Origin of the sequence: Paenibacillus sp. RU5M, assembly GCF_900221055.1 — a bacterium.
Taxonomy (GTDB): domain Bacteria; phylum Bacillota; class Bacilli; order Paenibacillales; family Paenibacillaceae; genus Paenibacillus; species Paenibacillus marchantiae.
Genome location: NZ_OBQM01000005.1, coordinates 351,708 through 371,137, shown reverse-complemented (window position 1 = coordinate 371,137; position 19,430 = coordinate 351,708). Strand labels below are relative to the sequence as shown.

The window sequence follows — 19,430 nt, the reverse complement described above, 5'->3', positions numbered from 1 at the left end:
TGTACTCAACTTTTTTTCGAAAAAAGGCTCATCCACAGCACATAGGGAACGTACACACCCAGGTATGCAGACGGATAAAGAAACCATCCATTCAACAGGAAATGGTGAATTTCTGTGGTGAACGTCGTCATATGGGCATTCGTAGCGTACACATCTCCGGCAATGACAGTCGCCGCACTATAGAAGCAGAGCAGTGCAAGTACATGGAAAATGCGGGTCATCATCCGTGAGCGGAGCGCAACAAAAACCATAATAAGTGGAACAATCAGCAGGAGCAGAAGAAAAAGAAACTTCATCATACAGGTCTCCTTTGGGATACTTTTGTTAACCAGTATGGGCAATTGGTGGAATTTCCAAAAGTTTTTTCAAACATTTTACAAAAAGAAAGAGGAATTCAGCATATGAACGATTAAATTAAAGGTGGATAACCCATTATCAGGTAATTACGAGGAGGAGAAGGCAAGTATGAAGAAAGCGATATGGCAGCATTGGATCGGGGCATTCCTGATCTTCATCATGATGGCGACGGCATTGCTTCAACCTGGTTCACAAGGTCCGGTACAGGCCGCTGCAGCACCTATTACGGTATCGCAGGCCATCGCTGCCCAGAGTGGCGGAGCAACGGCAACGGTGGAAGGATATATTGTTGGACATGCCACCGGTTCGCTTACAGCCAAGTTTACATCTCCTTACGCCAATGATTTTAACTTCCTGATTGCAGATTCAGCGACAGAGAAGACTAACGCGAAACTGCTCGACGTGCAGATTCCAGCGTCGTACCGCTCGCAATATGGACTGGCTACCAACCCGAATCTTGTGGGGCAGAAGGTTATCGTAACCGGAACACTTGGCGCATATAACAGTTATGCCGGAGTTAAGAATCCTACCTCAATCGCACTCTCCCCTGGAACAACCAATCCTGATCCTGATCCAGGCACAACGCTGCCGGATGGTACAGGGAAGAAAGTATTATTCGATAACACGCATGCTCAGACAGCCGGGGCTGCGGACTGGGTTATTGATGGGGCATTTTCGGACTTTGCGAATGGTTTGCGAAACGCGGGCTTTACCGTGGATCAGCTGGATCGCAGCATCCCGTATACCTTCGGTGAGCAAGCCATCACCTTTAATAAATTGAAAGATTATGATGTCTTCGTTATCGGCGAAGCGAACGTGCCTTTCAAAGCGACAGAGCAGGCTGCACTGCTGCAATATGTACAGAATGGTGGCAGTGTCTTCTTCATTGCCGACCACTATAACGCAGACCGGAACAAAAACCGCTGGGATTCCTCCGAAGTATTCAACGGCTATCGCCGTGGTGCATTCTTGAATCCGGCCAAAGGCATGTCGTCAGCAGAAGCTGAATCTCCAGCTATGCAAGGCGTGACCAGTTCGGACTGGTTGGCATCCAACTTCGGTATTCGTTTCCGCTACAATGCATTGGGAGATGTTAATGCAACGGATATCGTCGCACCTTCACAGTCGTTCGGCATTACAACCGGCGTGAACGCAGTGGCCATGCATGCTGGTTCCACACTTGCCATTATTGACCCGAACAAAGCCAAAGGTCTGGTGTATGTACCTAGTGGGGTTTCCAAATGGGGCAACGCGGTAGATCAGGGCGTATACAATGGCGGCGGACGAGCTGAAGGAGCCTACGCAGCGATCGCCAAGATCGGGGCAGGAAAAGCAGCATTTATCGGCGACTCCTCACCTGTTGAGGATGCCACTCCCAGATATCTACGTGAAGAAACAGGCGCTGCCAAAACAACGTATGATGGCTTTAAAGAAGTGAATGACGGTGTATTCCTCGTGAATACCGTGAAATGGCTTGCAGTGAAAGAAAGTTACACAAGTCTGTCCCAGGTCGCTGGACTGACATTGGATACGCCGACAAGTCTGCTTGCTATTGAAGCTCCGGCTTCTTCCACCGAGCCGCAAACCGAACCATGGGCTACACCGGCTGCAGGCTACAAATGGTACGATCCTACAACGTTTAAGGCAGGATCGTACGGCAAAGCGCAGTAAGATAAGCAGCAAGAAAAATATACGGAAAATCGGCCTGTTCGCCACAATTGCGGACAGGCTTTATTTTGCATAAATGCCCGGAGCAGAGGGAAACGTATGGGTAATTATGAATGATGAGTGAGATGCCAAGGTGAGGAGGAAGACCATGATGAATCGGCAAGCAGACTGCGACAGCTCGACCATGAGGCAGAAACTCAAAGGGGACCTCCATCGTGTGGCAGATCGAATGAACAAGACGTTATCCACCTTTGACCATGACAGTGTGTGTCTGCTGGGCCAATTTGCGGAGATTCGGGCCGAGATCAAGCAGATCGAGGTGCTGGCGTCTTCCTTTTATCTGGATTGTTATCTGTCTCCCTTCACGGAGAAATTTGCCGAACTGACTGCCAGTGTACAGCATTTGTCGGATCGCAGATATGGTGCGCTCATTGTAATTGAACGGGAAGTTCCGCTTGAACCAATTATCCACTCAGGGGTTGCAGTCGATGCCAGAGTCACGCATGCGTTGCTGGAGTCGCTGTTTATACCGGGTGCACCTCTGCATGATGGGGCGGTGCTGATTCGGGGCAATCAGATTGTATCCGCGGGCAATGTATTACCTTTGTCACAGGCCATTGCACATGAACGGAAAATTGGCACACGGCATAGGGCTGCTCTCGGATTAAGTGAGCTGACGGATGCGGTTGTGCTGGTTGTCTCGGAAGAGACAGGTCAAGCTTCATTCGCCGTGGGAGGGGATCTGCATCCCATCAACGTGGTTGAAACCCTGCCATGATTACTGGTCGCTAGATTTTTTACCGATTCCATGCTGGAGTAAATGAACCTTTTTCCCTGCGAAGAGAGAAAGGTCTTTTTGTTACATCGTGATGTGGTTTTGCACAAACTTGATCATCATGGGTACAATAGAGGATGGAAGACGAACTGAAGAAGGCGAATTGATCGCAAAAATGGTTGGAGGAGACGGTTAACACATGAGCTGGTTTGATAGAATGGAACATCACGATTATGAGGAACTGGTACTGTGCCAGGATAGAGCCTCTGGTTTAAAAGCAATTATTGCTATTCACGATACAACACTCGGTCCTGCGCTGGGAGGCACACGGATGTGGACCTATGCTTCGGAGGAAGCTGCCATTGAAGATGCCTTGCGCCTTGCGCGGGGAATGACATATAAACATGCTGTATCCGGACTGAATCTGGGCGGAGGTAAAGCCGTAATTATCGGGGATCCGCGCCGTGACAAAAATGAAGCGATGTTCCGGGCTTTTGGCCGATACATTCAGGGACTGAACGGACGTTATGTCACCGCAGAGGATGTGGGAACGACAGAAGAAGATATGAATCTGATCTATCAGGAAACCGACTATGTCACAGGTATATCGCCAAGCTACGGCTCCTCCGGTAATCCTTCCCCGGCAACAGCCTGGGGTGTATATCGGGGCATAAAGGCCGCAGCGAAGCAAGCATTCGGCACGGATCTGCTGGAAGGCAAAACCGTGGCTGTACAAGGTGTGGGCAACGTGGCGATGCGTCTGTGCAAATATTTGTACGAAGAAGGTGCGCAGCTGATCGTTACCGATATCCATAAGGATTCCGTGAAGCAGGCTGTGGATCAATTCGGTGCAAAAGCGGTGGACCCTGCCGACATTACTGGAGTGGAATGTGATATTTATGCTCCATGTGCATTGGGCGGTACAATTAATGATGATACGTTGAAGCAGCTTAAGGCCAAGGTTGTGGCAGGCTGTGCCAACAACCAGCTGCTGGAGCCGCGTCATGGTGACAAGCTGCATGAAATGGGGATCGTATACGCACCAGACTACGTGATCAATGCAGGTGGCGTAATTAATATTGCGGATGAGCTGAACGGCTATAATGCAGATCGTGCGTGGAGCAAGGTTGGAGAGATCTACAATAATCTGGAGAAAATCTTCGACACGTCACGGACCGAAGGCATCGCAACGTATATTGCTGCGGATCGCCTGGCTGAACGCCGCATTGAACTGATGAAAAATACACGCAGCACGTTTCTGCAAAATGGTCATCACGCGCTGAGTTCCCGCAGACTGCGCGGGTAAATTCAAAGGATTCACATTACAATAAAATGTAAAACAGCTAAAGGCAGGCATCCCCATGGTGAACTGCACCCCATTTGTTAGAGAGGAGGTGGAGTGCAATGGATGCCTGCCTTCTTTTTGAGTTTAAAGATTTTCTTGTAAGGCGTTTATCGTATGGCTCGGCTAACATTAAAAATTCTTATAACCCGAGAGCAACGCAATGTTATTTCAAAACGTAATGCACTTCTGATTCAGCAGCTTCACAAATCGATCCAGCGCGCTGCTGACGTATCGATCTTCACCCCGGACAAAGGTCGTTGTGGTATGTGTGAATCGTTCGGCCAGATCAAATACAGAGAACTCATCCGGTTTCTTGTGAATAACGCTGCAAGGCATAATGGTAAAAGCAATCCCCGACTCCACACAGCTAAGCAGGTTATCCATCGTGCTGACTTCAATCATATTGCGAGCAGACAAACCTTCTTCCTGCAAATATTCCTCCGTAATTTCACGGTATGGGCAGCCTTTTGGGAAAACGACCCACGAAACCTGACACAGGCTTTCGGGTGGAACGTCCATCCTTTTGGAGATGATATGCACCGTGTCCTGCATTTCATATTCCACTTTCAGACCCTCTTTTACACACGCACCACTAATAAAGGCACCATCAATCTCGTATTCCTGTATTTTCTTGCGCAGCACTTTGGGTGAAGTGGCATTCACAAGCGAGATGGAGACCTCGGGATAGGTCACTTGGTATTCATTGAGAATCTCCATGAACCGGCTGGATGCTGCCGTCTCCACAATCCCGATTTTTAACGTGCCTGAAGGCTCACCGGGATCAGTCATATCCTGCTCCAGATCGTTTAACAGGTCACGGATGCGTGTCGCATACTGGATAAATTGTTCTCCTTTGGAAGTCAGCACCACCCCTTTGGGAAAACGGTTAAACAACTGAACCTGATATTCCTGTTCCAGTTTTTTGATGCGTGTGGTGACGTTGGATTGTGCATAATTCAATTCTTTGGCGGCCTGTGAGATTTTGCCGGACCTTGCCACCGCGAGAATAATATCGATATCCGAGAGTTCCATGGCTCTGGCCTCCTGAGTTGTAATGAAATGAAGTAATGTGAAGTGTTAGGTATCTCTATGAGAGATACAACTATATATTTCAATCATTTTACGATATATATATGCCGGCTTACAATATCGTTATCAACAGCTTTTACAGAGCAATGGAATCATGCAAAACGCTGACAATGGAGAAGGAGTTGTGATGAGAAATATGTCTACATTACTGAGTCCGGTGACGATCAACGAATGGCATTTGAGAAACAGATTAGTGATGGCACCTCTTACCCGAGGGTTTGCCAATGATCAGGATGGGACTGCGACGGAAGAGATGGTGGCGTATTACGAGCGACGTGCCAGGGATGGCGTAGGGTTGATCATTACAGAGGGTATCAATCCCTCGCTGGCAGGCAAAGGAACCTATGGCATCCCCGGATTATATACGGCTGAACAGACCGCTTCATGGAAAAAGGTAACGAATGCCGTCCATAAACACGGAGGGAACATCATCGCTCAGCTGTGGCATGTGGGCAGACTGTCTCACTCCGATCTGATTGGTACCCCGCCGCTGGCACCTTCAGAGATTCCGGCTCAAGGAAGAGTCCATAAATTGCATAAGCCATATCAGATACCTCAAGCCATGAGTGTGCAAGATATCCGGGCAACCATTCAACAATTTCAAACGGCTGCCCGCAATGCGGTACTGGCTGGATTCGACGGAATTGAGCTGCATGCAGCGCATGGTTATCTGATCGACCAGTTCATTAATGAGAAGACGAACCACAGAACAGACGAATACGGAGGCGATATCCAGGGACGATTGCGTTTTCTGAAGGAGATCATTATTGCAGTCCAAAAAGAAATCAGCGTGGATCGCATATCGATACGATTTTCCGAGAAAAAAGATGATGACCCTTCCTATGTCTGGTCAGACAAGGCTGGAGTGCTAAACGCCTATCTGAATCTGTTCCGTGAGACAGGTATTACAATCTTGCATCCTTCAACAGATCGATACACCACAGTCTGGGATGGGGAGCACAATTTCCATGAAGCGATTCGCCAGCAGTGGGATGGAATCATCATTGGCGTAGGGGAACTTGAGGCAACAACCGCAGAGCAGGCAGTGCAAGATCGGAGCATTGATTTGGCAGCGTTCGGCAGACCGTTTATCGCCAATCCCGATCTGGTGCAAAAATTGCGTTCGGGGCAGCAGTTGGTCGAGTACGATGCCAACGCACATCTGACTGTGTTGGTGTGAATGTAGCAAGAAAAGGGCAGAAGCTGATCCTCAAGATCACTCTGCCCTTTGTTTTGTTTACATATGGAAGGATGGTTACGGGTTACTGACGACGGTAACTTTCTTTTCCGTTAAGTAGTATACGAGTGCCAGTAGAGGCATCAACAGACCAATCAGTGTGGTGAGACTCCAACCTCCATGTGCGTAGGACCAGCTGCCAAGAGATGATCCAATTGCGCCCCCTACAAAAAAGATCGACATAAATATCCCGTTTACGCGTCCTCTTGCTTCGCTCAACGAATAAATGATGCGTTGTCCCAGCACCAGATTACCCGAGACTGCCATATCCAGTGTGATGGCAACGACCACAAGCAAAATAAGGGTAGCGGTAGAGTGACCCTGGAACAGATAGGCAAGCCCAAAGGATGCAACCGCGATGACCATGGCGAGTCCGGTTAAGATGCGGGTTAAACCTTTATCCGCCCATCTTCCGGCAATAGGTGCCGCAATGGCACCCCCAACACCAGCCAGTGCAAACCAGGCAATTCCCTGCTGAGACATGCCATATTCGTTGGCGAGCTGCAAGGGAACTGTAGTCCAGAACAAGCTGAAGGCGCCAAACAGACTGGCCTGATAGAGAGCTCGGCGGCGGAGCATGGGGAATGTTTTGAGCAGGGAGCCCAATGACAGAATTAATTGTCCGTACTTCATCGCTGGTTGTGGCTGACGTGCAGGAAGTGCACGTGACAGGAGCAATGTAAGCAATCCGATAATGATTGCCGAGAAGACAAAGACCGCTTGCCAGCCGAGCAGGCTTGTAATAAAACTGGCGACTGGCCGAGCCAGCATAATGCCCAGCAGCAGACCACTCATCACATTGCCGACAACCCGTCCGCGTTGCTCCTCAGAAGTGAGGTAGGTGGCGTAGGGAACCAGAATTTGCGCAACGACTGAACTGATCCCGATGACGAGGGAAGCAGTCAGAAATAATACGGCATGGGAAGAGAAGGCAGCGGCAATCAATGCAACGACTAGAATGATGAGGAAAAAAGTTACCAGTCGCTTATTCTCCAGAATGTCACTGAGCGGAACGATAAACAGCAGGCCAATAACATACCCGATCTGTGTTAACGTCACAATCAATCCCGCAGCAGCAGAGGAAAGCCCTGTTGTCACGCTGATTGGTCCTATAACCGTCTGAGCATAATACAGGTTTGCCGCAATCAGTCCGCACGCCGCAGCCAAAAGTAAAATCAACCAACTGGGAACTGAATTTGATTTCACATCAGTTTGCATATCCATGAGTATCACCCTCCACATGTTCTCAAATTATTTTTTATTAAAGTGAACTTGTATTGAAATTGTTAATTACTAAACGGTGCGTTTACTAATCGTAAGCATATAATAAACTAAACGTTTAGTATTGTAAATAGGCGTGGGACATTTTTCATGTCGAAGTAAAGTAAGAACGAAATTGTTTAATGTATCGGTGTTTTAGTATAATGAACGTATAGTTTTTATGAATTACAGATGCATTGGTTACACCAAGGAGGGTTTATGATGACAGCCAAAAGAGGGCGTCCCCGCAATGTGGAAACCCAGAATGCGATTCTTGCAGCTTCCTATGAATTATTACTGGAACACGGCTTCGGAGCGATTACGATCGAAAAAATTGCTGAACGTGCTAAGGTGAGCAAAGCAACGATATATAAATGGTGGCCCAACAAAGGTGCTGTCATTATGGATGGGTACATGTCTGCGGCAACGGCAAGATTACCTGTACCGGATACAGGATCGGTATTTGAGGATGTGCGCATTCATGCGAGCAATCTGGTTGTTTTTTTGAGCAGCCGGGAAGGAAAAGTGATCACACAGATTGTCGGAGAGGGACAGTCTGATCCAGGGCTTGCAGAAGAATACCGAACCAGATACATTCAGCCTCGTCGGCGCGAAGCGTGGGGAATTTTCGAAAAAGGTGTAGAACGGGGAGAGTTGAAAAAGGATTGTGACATCGGACTGTGCATAGACCTCGTCTATGGAGCGATGTTCTATCGCATGCTGGTGACTGGCGAAGCGATCGATACTGAATTCGTGCAGCGTTCGTTGATTTCCTTATTTGAAGGCATTAAATCTGGATCATAGAGAAAGACATCTTGGGGGAAGGATAGGGCGATTCGCAAGAATCACCCTGGATACATAAAGACTTGTGGATGAACGGGGAATGTGTGGAGAATTGAGAACTACACCTGGAAGATCGGTGAGATGGCTGGGGGCCATGAATCGGGAGAAGGCGAAGTGGAAGAGGGAAGAGGCTGATTCAAGATCGGGGGCTCGTTCCATATGAAACTGGGGATTTCGCGTCGTAACACGGGTGCTATATCCTGGGCGAAGCGTTCTACCTGCTCCAGCTGCTCCGCATGGCTGAGTCCATCCACGCTGATGCTCAGTACCTGATGTCCATATGCAGCATGGTAATTGAGGATCTTCTCAATGACCTGCTCTGGACTACCAATCAGTACAGGGCCATGGGCAATGTTATCCTCCAGGTCCTTAAAGGGTGACTGGTTGTGCTGCGCAGCGGCTGTAGCATGAAAGGCCTCATAATAAGGCGTATAACGACGGATCGCCTCTTCGCGTGTATTCGCGAGGTACAGGCTGCCTGCCCCGGAGCCGACCACCGCTCGGTTCGCATCATGACCATAATAATCGAGACGCTCCCGGTAATGGTCAATTAACGCTTTATATTTTGCCTGCGGGTGGAAGGAATTCGAGCTAAATATCGGTTCGCCATACTTCGCTGCAAGCTCGGTGGAGCGGGTGCTCGATGCGCTGCCATGCCAGATCGGAATGGATTGCTGGAGTGGTCTCGGCTGAGTGGTAACCTCATGAAGGGGAGGGCGGTACGTTCCCTGCCAGGTTACATTCTCTTCAGTCCACAATCGTTTCAGCAGTTCGTAGCGCTCACCGAGTGAATCCCATTGTTCCTCTTCGCTAATGCCAAACAGGGGATAGTGCCGAGGATCATTGCCTTTCCCGATGATCATCTCCAGCCGTCCACCCGATAATTGATCCAGCGTGGCATAATCCTCGGCAACCCGTACCGGATCAAGTATACTGAGAACAGTGACCGTTGTTAGCAACCGGATACGTGAAGTCGCAGCAGCGACGGCGGTCAGCACAACGGGAGGTGAGGAAGACAGAAAAGGTGTGCCATGCCGCTCACCGATCCCATATGCATCGAACCCCAGCCGTTCGGCCAGCTTGGCTTGTTCCAAAATGTTGTGAAACTTCTGTTGTGTTGTTAGTGATTCACCAGTTACGGCATTTGGAAGATTCATCATGAGACTAAATAAGGCAAATTTCATCTAACCATCCCCTTGGATTGGATTGGAAAAGCACTGGGTTGTCTAATCCTATGGAAATAGTAGGATATTCAAGCTAAAACTAACTTTACCATGTTGCCATGCATTCTTCTAATGGATTTTTTCTATAAGGCGGATTAAAGCCGCTCAAACCTAGACAAATGGGCAGGAAATTGCCACGATTTTTATTGACCGCTGTAAAATTTAGGATTAAAATTGTGCATATCATATAAATTCAAATTTATGGATTTTCATTGTGGAGGTGGGAGACATGGAACCTACAACTACGATACGCTCCTTTATTGAGGACTACATCAGGAAACAGGGCTATACCCTGCAATACTTTGCCGATATATCGGGTGTGAACGCTGGAACGTTAAGTGCAATCATCAAAGGAACGCGGCCAATCGCCATGGCTCAACTGGATCTGATTACCCAAGGCATGAAGCTGGAGGAAGGTCATTTCTACGAAATTTATGGCGCTGAGTGTTTTGTGGAATCTGCACCGCACTGGAGAAGACTGGAGCCTTTTCTGCAACGTTGCGCCGAGTTGGACAAGCTCGAGTGTATTCAGCGGATAATCCAGCAAGTGACGGATGACCGCTCCTATATCTCCGAATTGTTTGAAATGGCAGAAGGCATGCTTGAACGCGGACAAAAGAAAGCGGCCCGCATGTTATATGAATGTGTCGCGGAGTGTGAGAAGTACCAACACTCTGAACGTCTCGCATTGTGTCAGTACCGTATTTTCACACTATCTCTGGGTCAGGATCAGCATGAAAATCTCAGGGCGGCAGTTCATTTTGAGCCATATATTAATAGGCTGGATGAAGAGCGGCAGCTGGATGCGATCAAGGACCTGGCGAATACATACTCAGCCCTACGTTATTGGGACAAGCTGTTCGCCCTAGCAGATGAATTGGGGCGTAAAGCTGAATTAATACAATCTTTTACTAAGAAAAAAGTCGATAAAGTAAACAGGGTAACTGCATATCCATTATTCGTATATAGGGCTTACTCGAATCTCCTCAAGGCAAATGCAAGTGAGTGGAGTGGGAAATATACTGAAGCACTCGGCTATACACAAAAATATGCTGATATAGTTAATATTGCAGATCCTAGTGAGGAAGATCAGATATATATCAATATGTTTATTGGTTGGATTGAAGCGAACACCTATTTGTACAGCCTGATGATGGGAAAGAAAGAAGTACTCCCAGCTTATGTGGCTTGGATTGAACAAAATGAGGAAGAATTACTTACTGCTCTCGTGAAAATTGTAGAAGCAGCAAACACTTATGATATGAACATAGATCATGTCCTTTTGAAGTTTGATAGTAAAATTAATACAATTTTGAGTGATAGGGCTTTAAGAGAAGGGTATAATGAGCAAATTAAGGATGATTTACACAGTAAATTTCTAATTGAGTTCGCAATATATCATTTTAACCAAAATCGTTATTCGGATGGGATGCTACACCTTGTTACTTGTTTGAGTTCAGCTATTAAAATTAATAATCATACTGATATCATACAATGTGTTGCTCTCTTTGAGAGATATAGGTCTTTTGCATCTAAAGAAGTAGAGATAACGTACCGATATCTAATGGAGGAGGTATATAATTATTATGAAAATAAAAAAAGTCATGGCTATATTTTTGTGTAGTGTAATTTTTGTTTTTTCATTCCATATAAATCCAATTAATTTAGATCAGAAATATACCCCGTTAACACATGGTACTGGAAATTTATAATCTTATTTGGCTGCAATGTTATATAATATTTACTCTGAGATTTCAACAGCGGTTTATTTCCGGAAGCGGGGGTAAACCGCTTTTTATTTTGCGCAGATTGACCATTGTAAAATTCAGGATTAAAATTACATATATTAAGAAGTGATGAATCCTTAAGTTAGTTTGGTTGATGGGGGTGGGAGAATTGAAACTTGCACCTACGATACGCACATATATAGAGAATCACATAAGAGAACGAGGATATAAACTACAACAATTTTCAGATATCACGGGTGTTAACGTTGGTACATTAAGTGCCATCCTCAAGGGCAGCAGACCTCTGGCTATGAATCAGTTGGATCAAATCACTTCTGGTATGGGGCTGGAGAAGGGATACTTCTACGAAATGTACAGTGTGGAATGTTTTGTCGAAGCTGCACCTCATTGGAGGCGTTTGGAACCGTTCCTGTATCGCTGCGCTGAACTTAACAAGCTAGGCTGTATTAAAAAAGTGGTTTATCAGGTTACAGATGATCGATCGTATATTTCAGAATTGTTTGAAATGGCAGAGAATCTGTATTCCAAAGAAATGAAGGAAGCGGCGCTTATTTTATATGAATGCGTAGCCGCAGGTGAGAAATATCAGCACTCGGAACGGTTGGCGTTATGCCAGTACCGTATTTTTTTGCTTCATAAAACAATGAGTAAATTCGATAATCTGGCTGCAGCAGCCCAATTGGAACCTTATATTGAGAAATTGGATGAAGAAATACAACTGGATGCTATTAAAGACTTGGCGAATGTTTATAGTACAATACATCTCTGGGATAAGGTTTATGATCTGGCAGAGGAACTGGAACGAAAAGTTGATTTTCAACTTGAACTTCAATCTCGAAGACGGAAAAATAGAAAAAGAACCGCCTTTTACCCCATATTTACGTATAAAGCATATGCGAATTTATTGAAGGCAAGTGTCTGTGAAGCGCGTAAGCAATATGAAAAAGCTCTGGAATATACAGATGTTTACGTGACTGTTATTGAAATCTCTAATCCAACAGAAGAAGAGCAAGAATTAATAGAACGTTTCAAAGGATGGGCGGAGGGAAATCGGTATTTATACCATTTGATGAATGGGAACCATGAGGTTATTGAACCTTATCTGAATTACCTTGATGCTAATCCACATGAGATTTTAATAGCATTCGTGAATATTGTGCAAGCAGCTAACCGGCACTCACTGGATATTGATTCTGCATTGGATAGATTCGATCCTTATATTAAACAATTCAACACGGATATACATTTAAAAGGGACGTACAATATGCAAATGTTGAATTATAGATATATATGTTTTTATTATGAGTTAGCGAAGTACAGGCTCAACCAACAAAGATACGCAACGGGGATTGACACGTTACTCACGAGCCTGGAACTCTCATCATCAAGTAACGATGACCTAATGTCTATTAAATCTATTGATTTATATGGTAAATTCAGAAGGCATGTAACGAACCAACAGGAAGAACAATACAATAGGTTAATAGAAGGCCAGAGCTCACAAAATTTTGGAATTAGAATTAAAAGTGTATAACTACTGAGATCTAATCTTGCTCAATATAACGACCTCTACTAAAAGATCTAATACAAAAATTTTGCAAAGCATTCCATTATGAATTTTTAGATAAATGTACCCTAAAATAGGTTGAAAAAGGGGTGCATGCTGTGAGAGAAATCAAGCAGATCAAAGATCAAATCGAGCAGAATCGGCAACATTTGCGTCGGTTGGTGGAGAAACATGGCATGCATGATGATAAAGTTCTCAAGCAGTCTATGGTGCTGGATGAACTGATTAATAAATATATTCGACTAATAGAGAAATACTAGTTATCAAAGCTCCTACCCTCCTCAATAAATCCACCTATAGGTGGACCTACTTATCAACCCAATTGTGGACGCTAGAGCGGTGTTCTCCCTGCTATGCTTAAAGCATCAAATCAAGCAAATTACAGGGGGAACAACGTATGACGACGAGCATGTGGGTTCAGATGATCATCATGTTTGCGGTTTTAGTATTCACTTCAATTGGACGAAAGCCAGTACGTTATTATCGTTTATTGCTGCCTTTCGTTATTATGGGTTATTATGCAGCCAAATTCCTTAAAGACATGACTTTTACAGGCAATAATGTGCTGTTTTTGTTGGTGGCCGTGATTGTAGGGGCATTGTTCGGAATGATTGTGCTGGGAATAACGCGTATGGAATTCGATGCGACGGCAGGTAAGTGGTATACCCGAGTGGGGATAGGTAGTGTGGTCGTCTGGGCGGTGGCATTCCTGCTACGCATCATTCCGGTGGAATGGATTACGCATCATCCGCAGCAAGCATATCACTATGCAATTGAGCATCAATTGGATCTTCAGAATATCGGTCCTGCATTTATATTAATGACCGCTGCTATGGTTTTGGTGCGTGTGTCAGGGATTCTAATCCGCTCCAGAGCGAGCAAAGTACAGCATACGAATGGAACATAATTTATAATGTGTTTCTGTCTTTAGTCTTTGCGTAAAGGGACTCCATTTTCTCATGAGTACGATATGTAGTTTATTGTGAGTGGAATATATCTATATGCTGTAGATGTGACGATTTTCGCGGATTAATGCAAAATGTAGTGTTATGAAAGTATTCCTCTGTAAACAAACATTTTATTTTGCAAAGGAATAAAATATGAATTTTTTGGCAATGTATCCTAAAATGTTTTAAAAAGAGGGGGTGCATGCTGTGAGAGAACCGAAGCAGATTAGAGACCAAATCGAACAGAACAGGCATGAGTTAAGTCGTTTGGCGGAATATCATGGCATGCAAGACTACAAAGTCCTTCAACAATCGATGGTATTGGACGAGTTAATTAATGAATATAATCGCTTCAAATATAAAAAACACTTTATGAAAAGACAACCGATTGCATAATGCAGTCGGTTTTTTGATGCAATAGAAGAGTAGTCGACTGTAGCGATACAGTCGGCTTTTTTGTGTTTCCCGGAAAGCTGCGCTTCAATCTTGAAATTCCGTACCAATCCCATGGTTGGCAGGATAGCCAACGATCCTTAAAACTGGATATGATGAACCCCAGTTATATCCAGATTGATCTGTGAAGGGGGATCATACAATGATCGGAGGGGGAGGGATGAACGGAAATGATGGACAAGGTACAGAGTTATTTCGGGAGAAATATAAATCTGCGAACCAAGCTGCTCCTGTTGTTCCTGGGGCTGACCTTGCTGCCACTGAGCTTGCAGGGAGTGGTGAATTACCTGCATTTCTCGCAGACGATTGATCGCAAGACGGAGCAGTTCACCATTGATATTGTTCGCCAGATTAATACTAATCTGAATCGGCTGCTCAAGGACTTCGAACGTTTGTCGCTCTTGCCGCTCTATGATCAGATGGTGCTCGGCATTCTGGGCAAATACAATGCTCCGATGGGATCGGGTACATGGGCGCGGTCCGATGATTATCTGAAAATGAAGCTCTACACATCCGGTCAGGCGTATGACCGACCTGAAATTCGTGGCATCCATCTAATCAGCAACAGCGGCATTTTGTTCTCCAATCTGGATTCGCTGTCAGTGAATCCGGTATGGGACAGCAGGCAGGATGACTGGTTTGCAGAGCTTAACGGCTCGGAAGGGGAATGGCGTCTGCTTCCTCCGCACGAACCCAGCTATTACACGGGCAGTCATGAAGAGCCGTATATATCGGTTGCCCGTGAGATACGTGATCCGGGTACACTCCAGCGACTGGGGTATATTCTGATCGACATCCGGCTGGAAGCTTTCGGCCAACTCTTGTCCAATCTGAATTTTGAGCAAAATGCGAGCCTGATGATTGTCGACAGCAAGCAGCGTCTTTTGTTCGAGCGGACCTCAGCTGGAGGTCTATCCGCTTACGACCAACTGTTAACGCATGGCCAGCTTCAAGGCTATGCAGGCAACCAGAAGGTTGTCCTTGATGGGAAGCCCTATCTCTACGTGCAAAACCATTCCAGCTATTCAGGACTTTCGGTGATCAGCCTTACGCCTATTGTCGTTATTCAGAAGGAGTCGGGCGAGATGCTCACGTTTACGTTTGGATTCGCTGTGTTGTGTATGGCGGCCGTAGCAGTTCTCGCGGTGCTCTTATCTTACCGTATAACGAGGCCGCTAATTCGATTGAAACACAATATGATTCGGGTGGAGCAGGGAGACTTTAGCCAGCGCGTAGCGCACTTTAGCAATGATGAGTTCGGACAGATTAGCCGGGGTTTTAACCGAATGATGGAAGAGATCAATCGACTATTCAACGAGGTATTTCTGTTGGGCATTCAAGAGCGAGAGGCGGAGTTGTCAGCATTGCAAAGCCAGATTAATCCCCATTTTATATACAACACATTGGAGTCCATCAACATGATGGCGGTCCGCCAGAAGCACGCTGAGGTGTCTGATATGGTGACGGCACTTGGCAAGCTGCTCCGTTATACGATTGATAAGGTGGACCGGAGGGTTCCGCTTCAGGAAGAACTGGCTTTTGTACAATCCTATGTACGCATTCAACAGGTACGTTATGACGGCAAGCTGGAGGTAATCTATGACATCGATGAAGCCATTACAGAGTGTCTGATTCCTAAGCTGGTATTGCAACCGCTGGTGGAGAACGCTGTCTACCATGGCATTGAAGGGCAGGCGGATGGCGGGGTGATCTGGGTATCTGCATTGAAATTCGATGATGAGCTGCTGATTATTGTGCGTGACAATGGCAAAGGCATGGCTCAGGCGGAGATTGATGAATTAAATGAATCCATTGCTCGGCAGCCTTCCAATGAGGCATTGCGTTGTCATGCCGGGGACAGGCTGGGACTTAACAATATCTCTCAAAGGCTCCGCCTCATGTATGGAGAAGGCAGCGGCCTGAGCGTCGATGGCAGTCCCGGGCAGGGCCTGGCGGTGACGATATCCATTCAACTTCAACCGAAAGGGGAATGAAGCGCATGTATAAAGTATTGCTTGTGGAGGATGAGACGGTCATCCGTCAGGGACTGAGAGAGCTGATTGTACAGGCGGCTCCTCAGTTCGAGGTAACAGGTGAAGCTTCGAGCGGAGCCGAGGCACTGGATTTTCTGAGATGTGAAGTACCGGATGTGTTGATCACGGATATTCGCATGCGTGAAATGGACGGGCTGACACTCGTATCCAAAGCAAGAGATATGTACCCTGAACTGCTGATGATCATCATTAGCGGGTACGGAGAGTTTGAATATGCACGCAGGGCGATGGAATACGGGGTATTGAACTATCTGCTGAAGCCGATTGAACGACATGAACTGGCATTATGCATCCAAAAAATTCAATTGCTGCTGGATCGCAGGTATGGTATTTCAACCCTTCCAGTCACTGAGCCATCTGGGAAAGCAGAGCACTCCGGCGGAGATACGCGGAAGATTATCCGAGATGTGAAGGAGCACATCAAGCAGCATCCCGATGGGGATCTGCGACTTCAGACCATAGCAGCTCTGGTTCATCTGAACCCCACCTATCTAAGCCAACTGTTCAAGAACGCAACAGGAACCAATTACTCCGAATACATCGCTGAGGCTCGTATGGAACGGGCCAAGTGGCTGCTGGTTAACACAGGGCTCAAAATCTATGATGTTGCAAGGTTATCCGGGCATCAGAGTCCTAAGCACTTCATGCTGGTATTCAAGCAGCAGGTGGGATCGACAGCAGGGGAATATCGTGACCGATTCAGTAGTTCTTGAAAAACCATACCATTTCTGTAATTGACGTGATTTATGAGCGGCCGATACCTTCGTTATACTTTGGTTGCACATGTATACCACTAAGTCCATAAGGGGGATTTTCATGAAAAAAGCAGGACTGATATTGCTACTCTTACTCATGATGGTTGCTTCAATCGGGTGCACAAGCTCCAATTCCGGAAGTGATCCTGGGCAAACAGCCGGGGAGAATGGAGAGGTTGAGCTGAAATTCATGATGTGGGGCAATCAGGCACATATGGATGTATACAACAAGCTGATCGATGGCTTCACGCAGGAAAATCCAGGCATTAAGGTGACGATGGAATCCGTACCTTTCGCGGAATATCAGCAAAAAATTTCGGTGCTTGCCGCTGGCGGCTCTCTCCCGGATATCGCATGGATATCGGAGCGGATGGTGCCACAATTCAAATCCAATCACATCCTGGCCGATGTATCCGAGTTCAAGGACGATGCACAGTTCAAGCTGGATGATTATATACCAAGCACATTGGATTTGTTCCGTGATGGAGATCAGCTGCTGGGGCTTCCTTTTTCTACACCTCCGGTGGTCATGTTCTACAATAAAACGCTGTTCGACAAAGCAGGCCTGACCGACCCGAATACACTTGCCAGCCAAGGGCAATGGACATGGGAACAGTTCGAGAAGTCCGCTAAGGCGATCACCAGCAAGGAGGCGACCAACCGGATCTATGGCGCTAACTTTTTTCGCGACTGGAAGACCTGGGCTGTGCTCTCCTCGTATTCCTGGTCCAATGGCAGCGGTCCGTTCGACGAAGGCATGACGAAATTCACCTGGAACGATGCTTATGGCGTACAGACCTTTGAACTGCTGGAGCGCATGATGTTTACCGATGAATCGCATCCAAAAGCAGGCGAGCAGGTCAGTTTCGATGCTGGCAATGTGGGCATGTTCTTCGATAACTACAGCTATGTTTCCAAAGCCAGAGAGATTACGGATTTTGAGTGGAGTATCGCTCCCATGCCTTCCGGTTCACAGGGCAGCGTACCGATGCTGGGGCAGGCTGGATATGCCATGTTCAATGACAGCAAACATCCGGAGGAAACCAAGAAGCTGTTGAAGTATTTTGCCAGCGAGCAGGGCATTCAGGCGACGGCCACCTATTTTGTGCCTCCGCGTACCTCTGTGCTGAACTCCGATGCGTTCATTAATCAGCCGAATAATCCGAGCAAGGAGCATATTGTGCAGGCGGTGATTAATGAAATGCCAAAAGCGCGCTTGATTCCAGGTCATATCCGTTGGCAGGATATCGACAATGCGGTGTTGCAGGGATTTGACCGACTGTTCGCCCGTTCAGCGACACCCGAGGATAATCTGAAGCAAATGCAGGAAGAGGTCCAAAGCGTGCTGCAACAATAAATAATCTTATAGAAACAGGAGGTGAACATGATGGGCAAATTTAAGGAATTGCTTGATCGGAAATCCCTGTCACTTGTGGTCAGCTTACCCGAGAACGATCTATCTTTGGCCCGGGCAGCAATTGAAGAGGGCGCTGATGCACTGAAGGTGCATTATAATGTCGGTCATCGCGCCAGCGGGAATCATTTTGGTCCACTGGACAACTATGCCGAAGTTTTTCAGGCGATCCGTAACGAGTTTGGCGGCCCACTTGGGGTCGTACCATCCGGTAGTATAGATGGAGCACGGAGGGAGGACGTGGAGCGCCTCTCCGGGCTGGGTTTTGACTTCTATTCCATCTATGCACATCACTTGCCGTCCTTCATGCTGGATGACCTGGGGTTGGACCCTACGTTTGCGATCAACGACGAATATGAACCTTCAATCGTAACGTCAGCGGCTCATTACGGCTTCACCGCCCTGGAGGCATCCATTGTGCCTGGGAATGAATATGGTACACCGCTAAGCTTTGCGGACGTGCTCAAGTATCGCCGTCTGGTCTTGCAGGCGCAAATTCCGGTATTGGTTCCTTCTCAGCGTAAGCTGGTGCCGGAGGATGTTCGGGTGCTGCACAATACCGGAGTCAAGGCGATCATGCTTGGAGCGGTCGTAACAGGCAGAGCGGAGGAGCAGCTGCGAAGGGCTGTTAACGCCTTTCGTAATGCGGTGGACAATCTGAACCGTCCAGACTAGAGGGAAGAAATTTGATAAAG

Annotated in this window: 18 protein-coding genes; 14 read left to right on the top strand and 4 right to left on the bottom strand. The window is 46.8% G+C overall.

All coding sequences use genetic code 11. From position 1 onward, the window contains the following. Nucleotides 1-5: 5 nt before the first annotated feature. On the bottom strand, nucleotides 6-296 hold the full coding sequence (locus CRO25_RS17765) for a hypothetical protein (protein WP_079695882.1): 291 nt from the start codon (nucleotides 294-296) through the stop codon (nucleotides 6-8). 223 nt (nucleotides 297-519) lie between these two features. Here CRO25_RS17765 and CRO25_RS17760 point away from each other — a divergent pair, with 223 nt between their 5' ends. The 3 genes from CRO25_RS17760 (at nucleotide 520) to CRO25_RS17750 (ending at nucleotide 4,106) form a co-directional block, all read left to right on the top strand. Next, entirely contained in the window at nucleotides 520-2,028 is a 1,509-nt protein-coding gene (locus tag CRO25_RS17760) for a DUF6359 domain-containing protein (protein ID WP_372828887.1), read from the top strand. Nucleotides 2,029-2,173: 145 nt separating this feature from the next. Further along, nucleotides 2,174-2,803 carry a sporulation-specific diadenylate cyclase CdaS gene (gene cdaS, locus CRO25_RS17755; RefSeq protein ID WP_063566290.1) on the top strand — a complete coding sequence of 210 codons (630 nt, stop codon included), beginning with the start codon at nucleotides 2,174-2,176 and terminating at the stop codon, nucleotides 2,801-2,803. 196 nt (nucleotides 2,804-2,999) lie between these two features. After that, nucleotides 3,000-4,106 carry a Glu/Leu/Phe/Val dehydrogenase gene (locus tag CRO25_RS17750; RefSeq protein WP_079695881.1) on the top strand — a complete coding sequence of 369 codons (1,107 nt, stop codon included), beginning with the start codon at nucleotides 3,000-3,002 and terminating at the stop codon, nucleotides 4,104-4,106. A gap of 207 nt (nucleotides 4,107-4,313) precedes the next feature. Here the strand turns inward: CRO25_RS17750 and CRO25_RS17745 are convergent, their stop codons facing one another. Next, the gene (locus CRO25_RS17745; protein ID WP_072734972.1) at nucleotides 4,314-5,177 is read right to left on the bottom strand and encodes a LysR family transcriptional regulator; all 864 of its coding nucleotides are present in this window, start codon (nucleotides 5,175-5,177) and stop codon (nucleotides 4,314-4,316) included. 184 nt (nucleotides 5,178-5,361) lie between these two features. Here CRO25_RS17745 and CRO25_RS17740 point away from each other — a divergent pair, with 184 nt between their 5' ends. Next, on the top strand, nucleotides 5,362-6,414 hold the full coding sequence (locus CRO25_RS17740) for an alkene reductase (RefSeq protein WP_079695880.1): 1,053 nt from the start codon (nucleotides 5,362-5,364) through the stop codon (nucleotides 6,412-6,414). A gap of 75 nt (nucleotides 6,415-6,489) precedes the next feature. On the opposite strand, the gene CRO25_RS17735 is transcribed toward CRO25_RS17740, so the two are convergent. Continuing rightward, nucleotides 6,490-7,689 (bottom strand): MFS transporter, encoded by a 1,200-nt coding sequence (locus CRO25_RS17735; protein ID WP_372828885.1) that lies wholly within the window; start codon nucleotides 7,687-7,689, stop codon nucleotides 6,490-6,492. A gap of 264 nt (nucleotides 7,690-7,953) precedes the next feature. Between CRO25_RS17735 and CRO25_RS17730 the strand changes: the two genes are divergently transcribed. Next, nucleotides 7,954-8,535, top strand: a complete 582-nt coding sequence (locus CRO25_RS17730) for a TetR/AcrR family transcriptional regulator (protein ID WP_079695878.1) — start codon at nucleotides 7,954-7,956, stop codon at nucleotides 8,533-8,535. A 98-nt stretch (nucleotides 8,536-8,633) separates the two neighbouring features. Here the strand turns inward: CRO25_RS17730 and CRO25_RS17725 are convergent, their stop codons facing one another. Beyond that, entirely contained in the window at nucleotides 8,634-9,758 is a 1,125-nt protein-coding gene (locus tag CRO25_RS17725) for an LLM class flavin-dependent oxidoreductase (RefSeq protein ID WP_079695877.1), read from the bottom strand. A gap of 268 nt (nucleotides 9,759-10,026) precedes the next feature. Between CRO25_RS17725 and CRO25_RS17720 the strand changes: the two genes are divergently transcribed. The 9 genes from CRO25_RS17720 to CRO25_RS17680 all read left to right on the top strand — a co-directional run bounded on the left by CRO25_RS17720 (nucleotide 10,027) and on the right by CRO25_RS17680 (nucleotide 19,410). Further along, nucleotides 10,027-11,421: a hypothetical protein gene (locus CRO25_RS17720; protein ID WP_079695876.1), complete on the top strand. Its 1,395-nt coding sequence runs from the start codon at nucleotides 10,027-10,029 to the stop codon at nucleotides 11,419-11,421. A gap of 272 nt (nucleotides 11,422-11,693) precedes the next feature. Next, complete coding sequence (locus tag CRO25_RS17715; RefSeq protein ID WP_079695875.1) at nucleotides 11,694-13,079, top strand: hypothetical protein; 1,386 nt, start codon at nucleotides 11,694-11,696, stop codon at nucleotides 13,077-13,079. 131 nt (nucleotides 13,080-13,210) lie between these two features. After that, complete coding sequence (locus CRO25_RS17710; RefSeq protein WP_101749462.1) at nucleotides 13,211-13,372, top strand: aspartyl-phosphate phosphatase Spo0E family protein; 162 nt, start codon at nucleotides 13,211-13,213, stop codon at nucleotides 13,370-13,372. 137 nt (nucleotides 13,373-13,509) lie between these two features. Further along, nucleotides 13,510-14,019: a DUF1453 family protein gene (locus CRO25_RS17705; protein WP_079695873.1), complete on the top strand. Its 510-nt coding sequence runs from the start codon at nucleotides 13,510-13,512 to the stop codon at nucleotides 14,017-14,019. Between the two features lie 247 nt (nucleotides 14,020-14,266). Beyond that, nucleotides 14,267-14,455, top strand: coding sequence for an aspartyl-phosphate phosphatase Spo0E family protein (locus CRO25_RS17700; RefSeq protein WP_064642743.1), 189 nt, complete (start codon nucleotides 14,267-14,269; stop codon nucleotides 14,453-14,455). 227 nt (nucleotides 14,456-14,682) lie between these two features. Further along, nucleotides 14,683-16,506, top strand: coding sequence for a sensor histidine kinase (locus tag CRO25_RS17695; RefSeq protein WP_079695871.1), 1,824 nt, complete (start codon nucleotides 14,683-14,685; stop codon nucleotides 16,504-16,506). A gap of 5 nt (nucleotides 16,507-16,511) precedes the next feature. After that, entirely contained in the window at nucleotides 16,512-17,279 is a 768-nt protein-coding gene (locus CRO25_RS17690; RefSeq protein ID WP_063566278.1) for a response regulator, read from the top strand. Nucleotides 17,280-17,382: 103 nt separating this feature from the next. After that, nucleotides 17,383-18,678 carry a sugar ABC transporter substrate-binding protein gene (locus CRO25_RS17685; RefSeq protein ID WP_079695870.1) on the top strand — a complete coding sequence of 432 codons (1,296 nt, stop codon included), beginning with the start codon at nucleotides 17,383-17,385 and terminating at the stop codon, nucleotides 18,676-18,678. Nucleotides 18,679-18,708: 30 nt separating this feature from the next. Beyond that, nucleotides 18,709-19,410 carry a hypothetical protein gene (locus tag CRO25_RS17680; RefSeq protein ID WP_097115789.1) on the top strand — a complete coding sequence of 234 codons (702 nt, stop codon included), beginning with the start codon at nucleotides 18,709-18,711 and terminating at the stop codon, nucleotides 19,408-19,410. Nucleotides 19,411-19,430 lie beyond the last annotated feature (20 nt).

What these genes read in the sequence shown, in the direction of transcription:
- CRO25_RS17765 (WP_079695882.1), bottom strand. Translation starts at nt 296, where the DNA reads ATGAAGTTTCTTTTTCTTCTGCTCCTGCTGATTGTTCCACTTATTATG.
- CRO25_RS17760 (WP_372828887.1), top strand. Translation starts at nt 520, where the DNA reads ATGGCGACGGCATTGCTTCAACCTGGTTCACAAGGTCCGGTACAGGCC.
- cdaS (WP_063566290.1), top strand. Translation starts at nt 2,174, where the DNA reads ATGATGAATCGGCAAGCAGACTGCGACAGCTCGACCATGAGGCAGAAA.
- CRO25_RS17750 (WP_079695881.1), top strand. Translation starts at nt 3,000, where the DNA reads ATGAGCTGGTTTGATAGAATGGAACATCACGATTATGAGGAACTGGTA.
- CRO25_RS17745 (WP_072734972.1), bottom strand. Translation starts at nt 5,177, where the DNA reads ATGGAACTCTCGGATATCGATATTATTCTCGCGGTGGCAAGGTCCGGC.
- CRO25_RS17740 (WP_079695880.1), top strand. Translation starts at nt 5,362, where the DNA reads ATGAGAAATATGTCTACATTACTGAGTCCGGTGACGATCAACGAATGG.
- CRO25_RS17735 (WP_372828885.1), bottom strand. Translation starts at nt 7,689, where the DNA reads ATGCAAACTGATGTGAAATCAAATTCAGTTCCCAGTTGGTTGATTTTA.
- CRO25_RS17730 (WP_079695878.1), top strand. Translation starts at nt 7,954, where the DNA reads ATGACAGCCAAAAGAGGGCGTCCCCGCAATGTGGAAACCCAGAATGCG.
- CRO25_RS17725 (WP_079695877.1), bottom strand. Translation starts at nt 9,758, where the DNA reads ATGAAATTTGCCTTATTTAGTCTCATGATGAATCTTCCAAATGCCGTA.
- CRO25_RS17720 (WP_079695876.1), top strand. Translation starts at nt 10,027, where the DNA reads ATGGAACCTACAACTACGATACGCTCCTTTATTGAGGACTACATCAGG.
- CRO25_RS17705 (WP_079695873.1), top strand. Translation starts at nt 13,510, where the DNA reads ATGACGACGAGCATGTGGGTTCAGATGATCATCATGTTTGCGGTTTTA.
- CRO25_RS17695 (WP_079695871.1), top strand. Translation starts at nt 14,683, where the DNA reads ATGATGGACAAGGTACAGAGTTATTTCGGGAGAAATATAAATCTGCGA.
- CRO25_RS17690 (WP_063566278.1), top strand. Translation starts at nt 16,512, where the DNA reads ATGTATAAAGTATTGCTTGTGGAGGATGAGACGGTCATCCGTCAGGGA.
- CRO25_RS17685 (WP_079695870.1), top strand. Translation starts at nt 17,383, where the DNA reads ATGAAAAAAGCAGGACTGATATTGCTACTCTTACTCATGATGGTTGCT.
- CRO25_RS17680 (WP_097115789.1), top strand. Translation starts at nt 18,709, where the DNA reads ATGGGCAAATTTAAGGAATTGCTTGATCGGAAATCCCTGTCACTTGTG.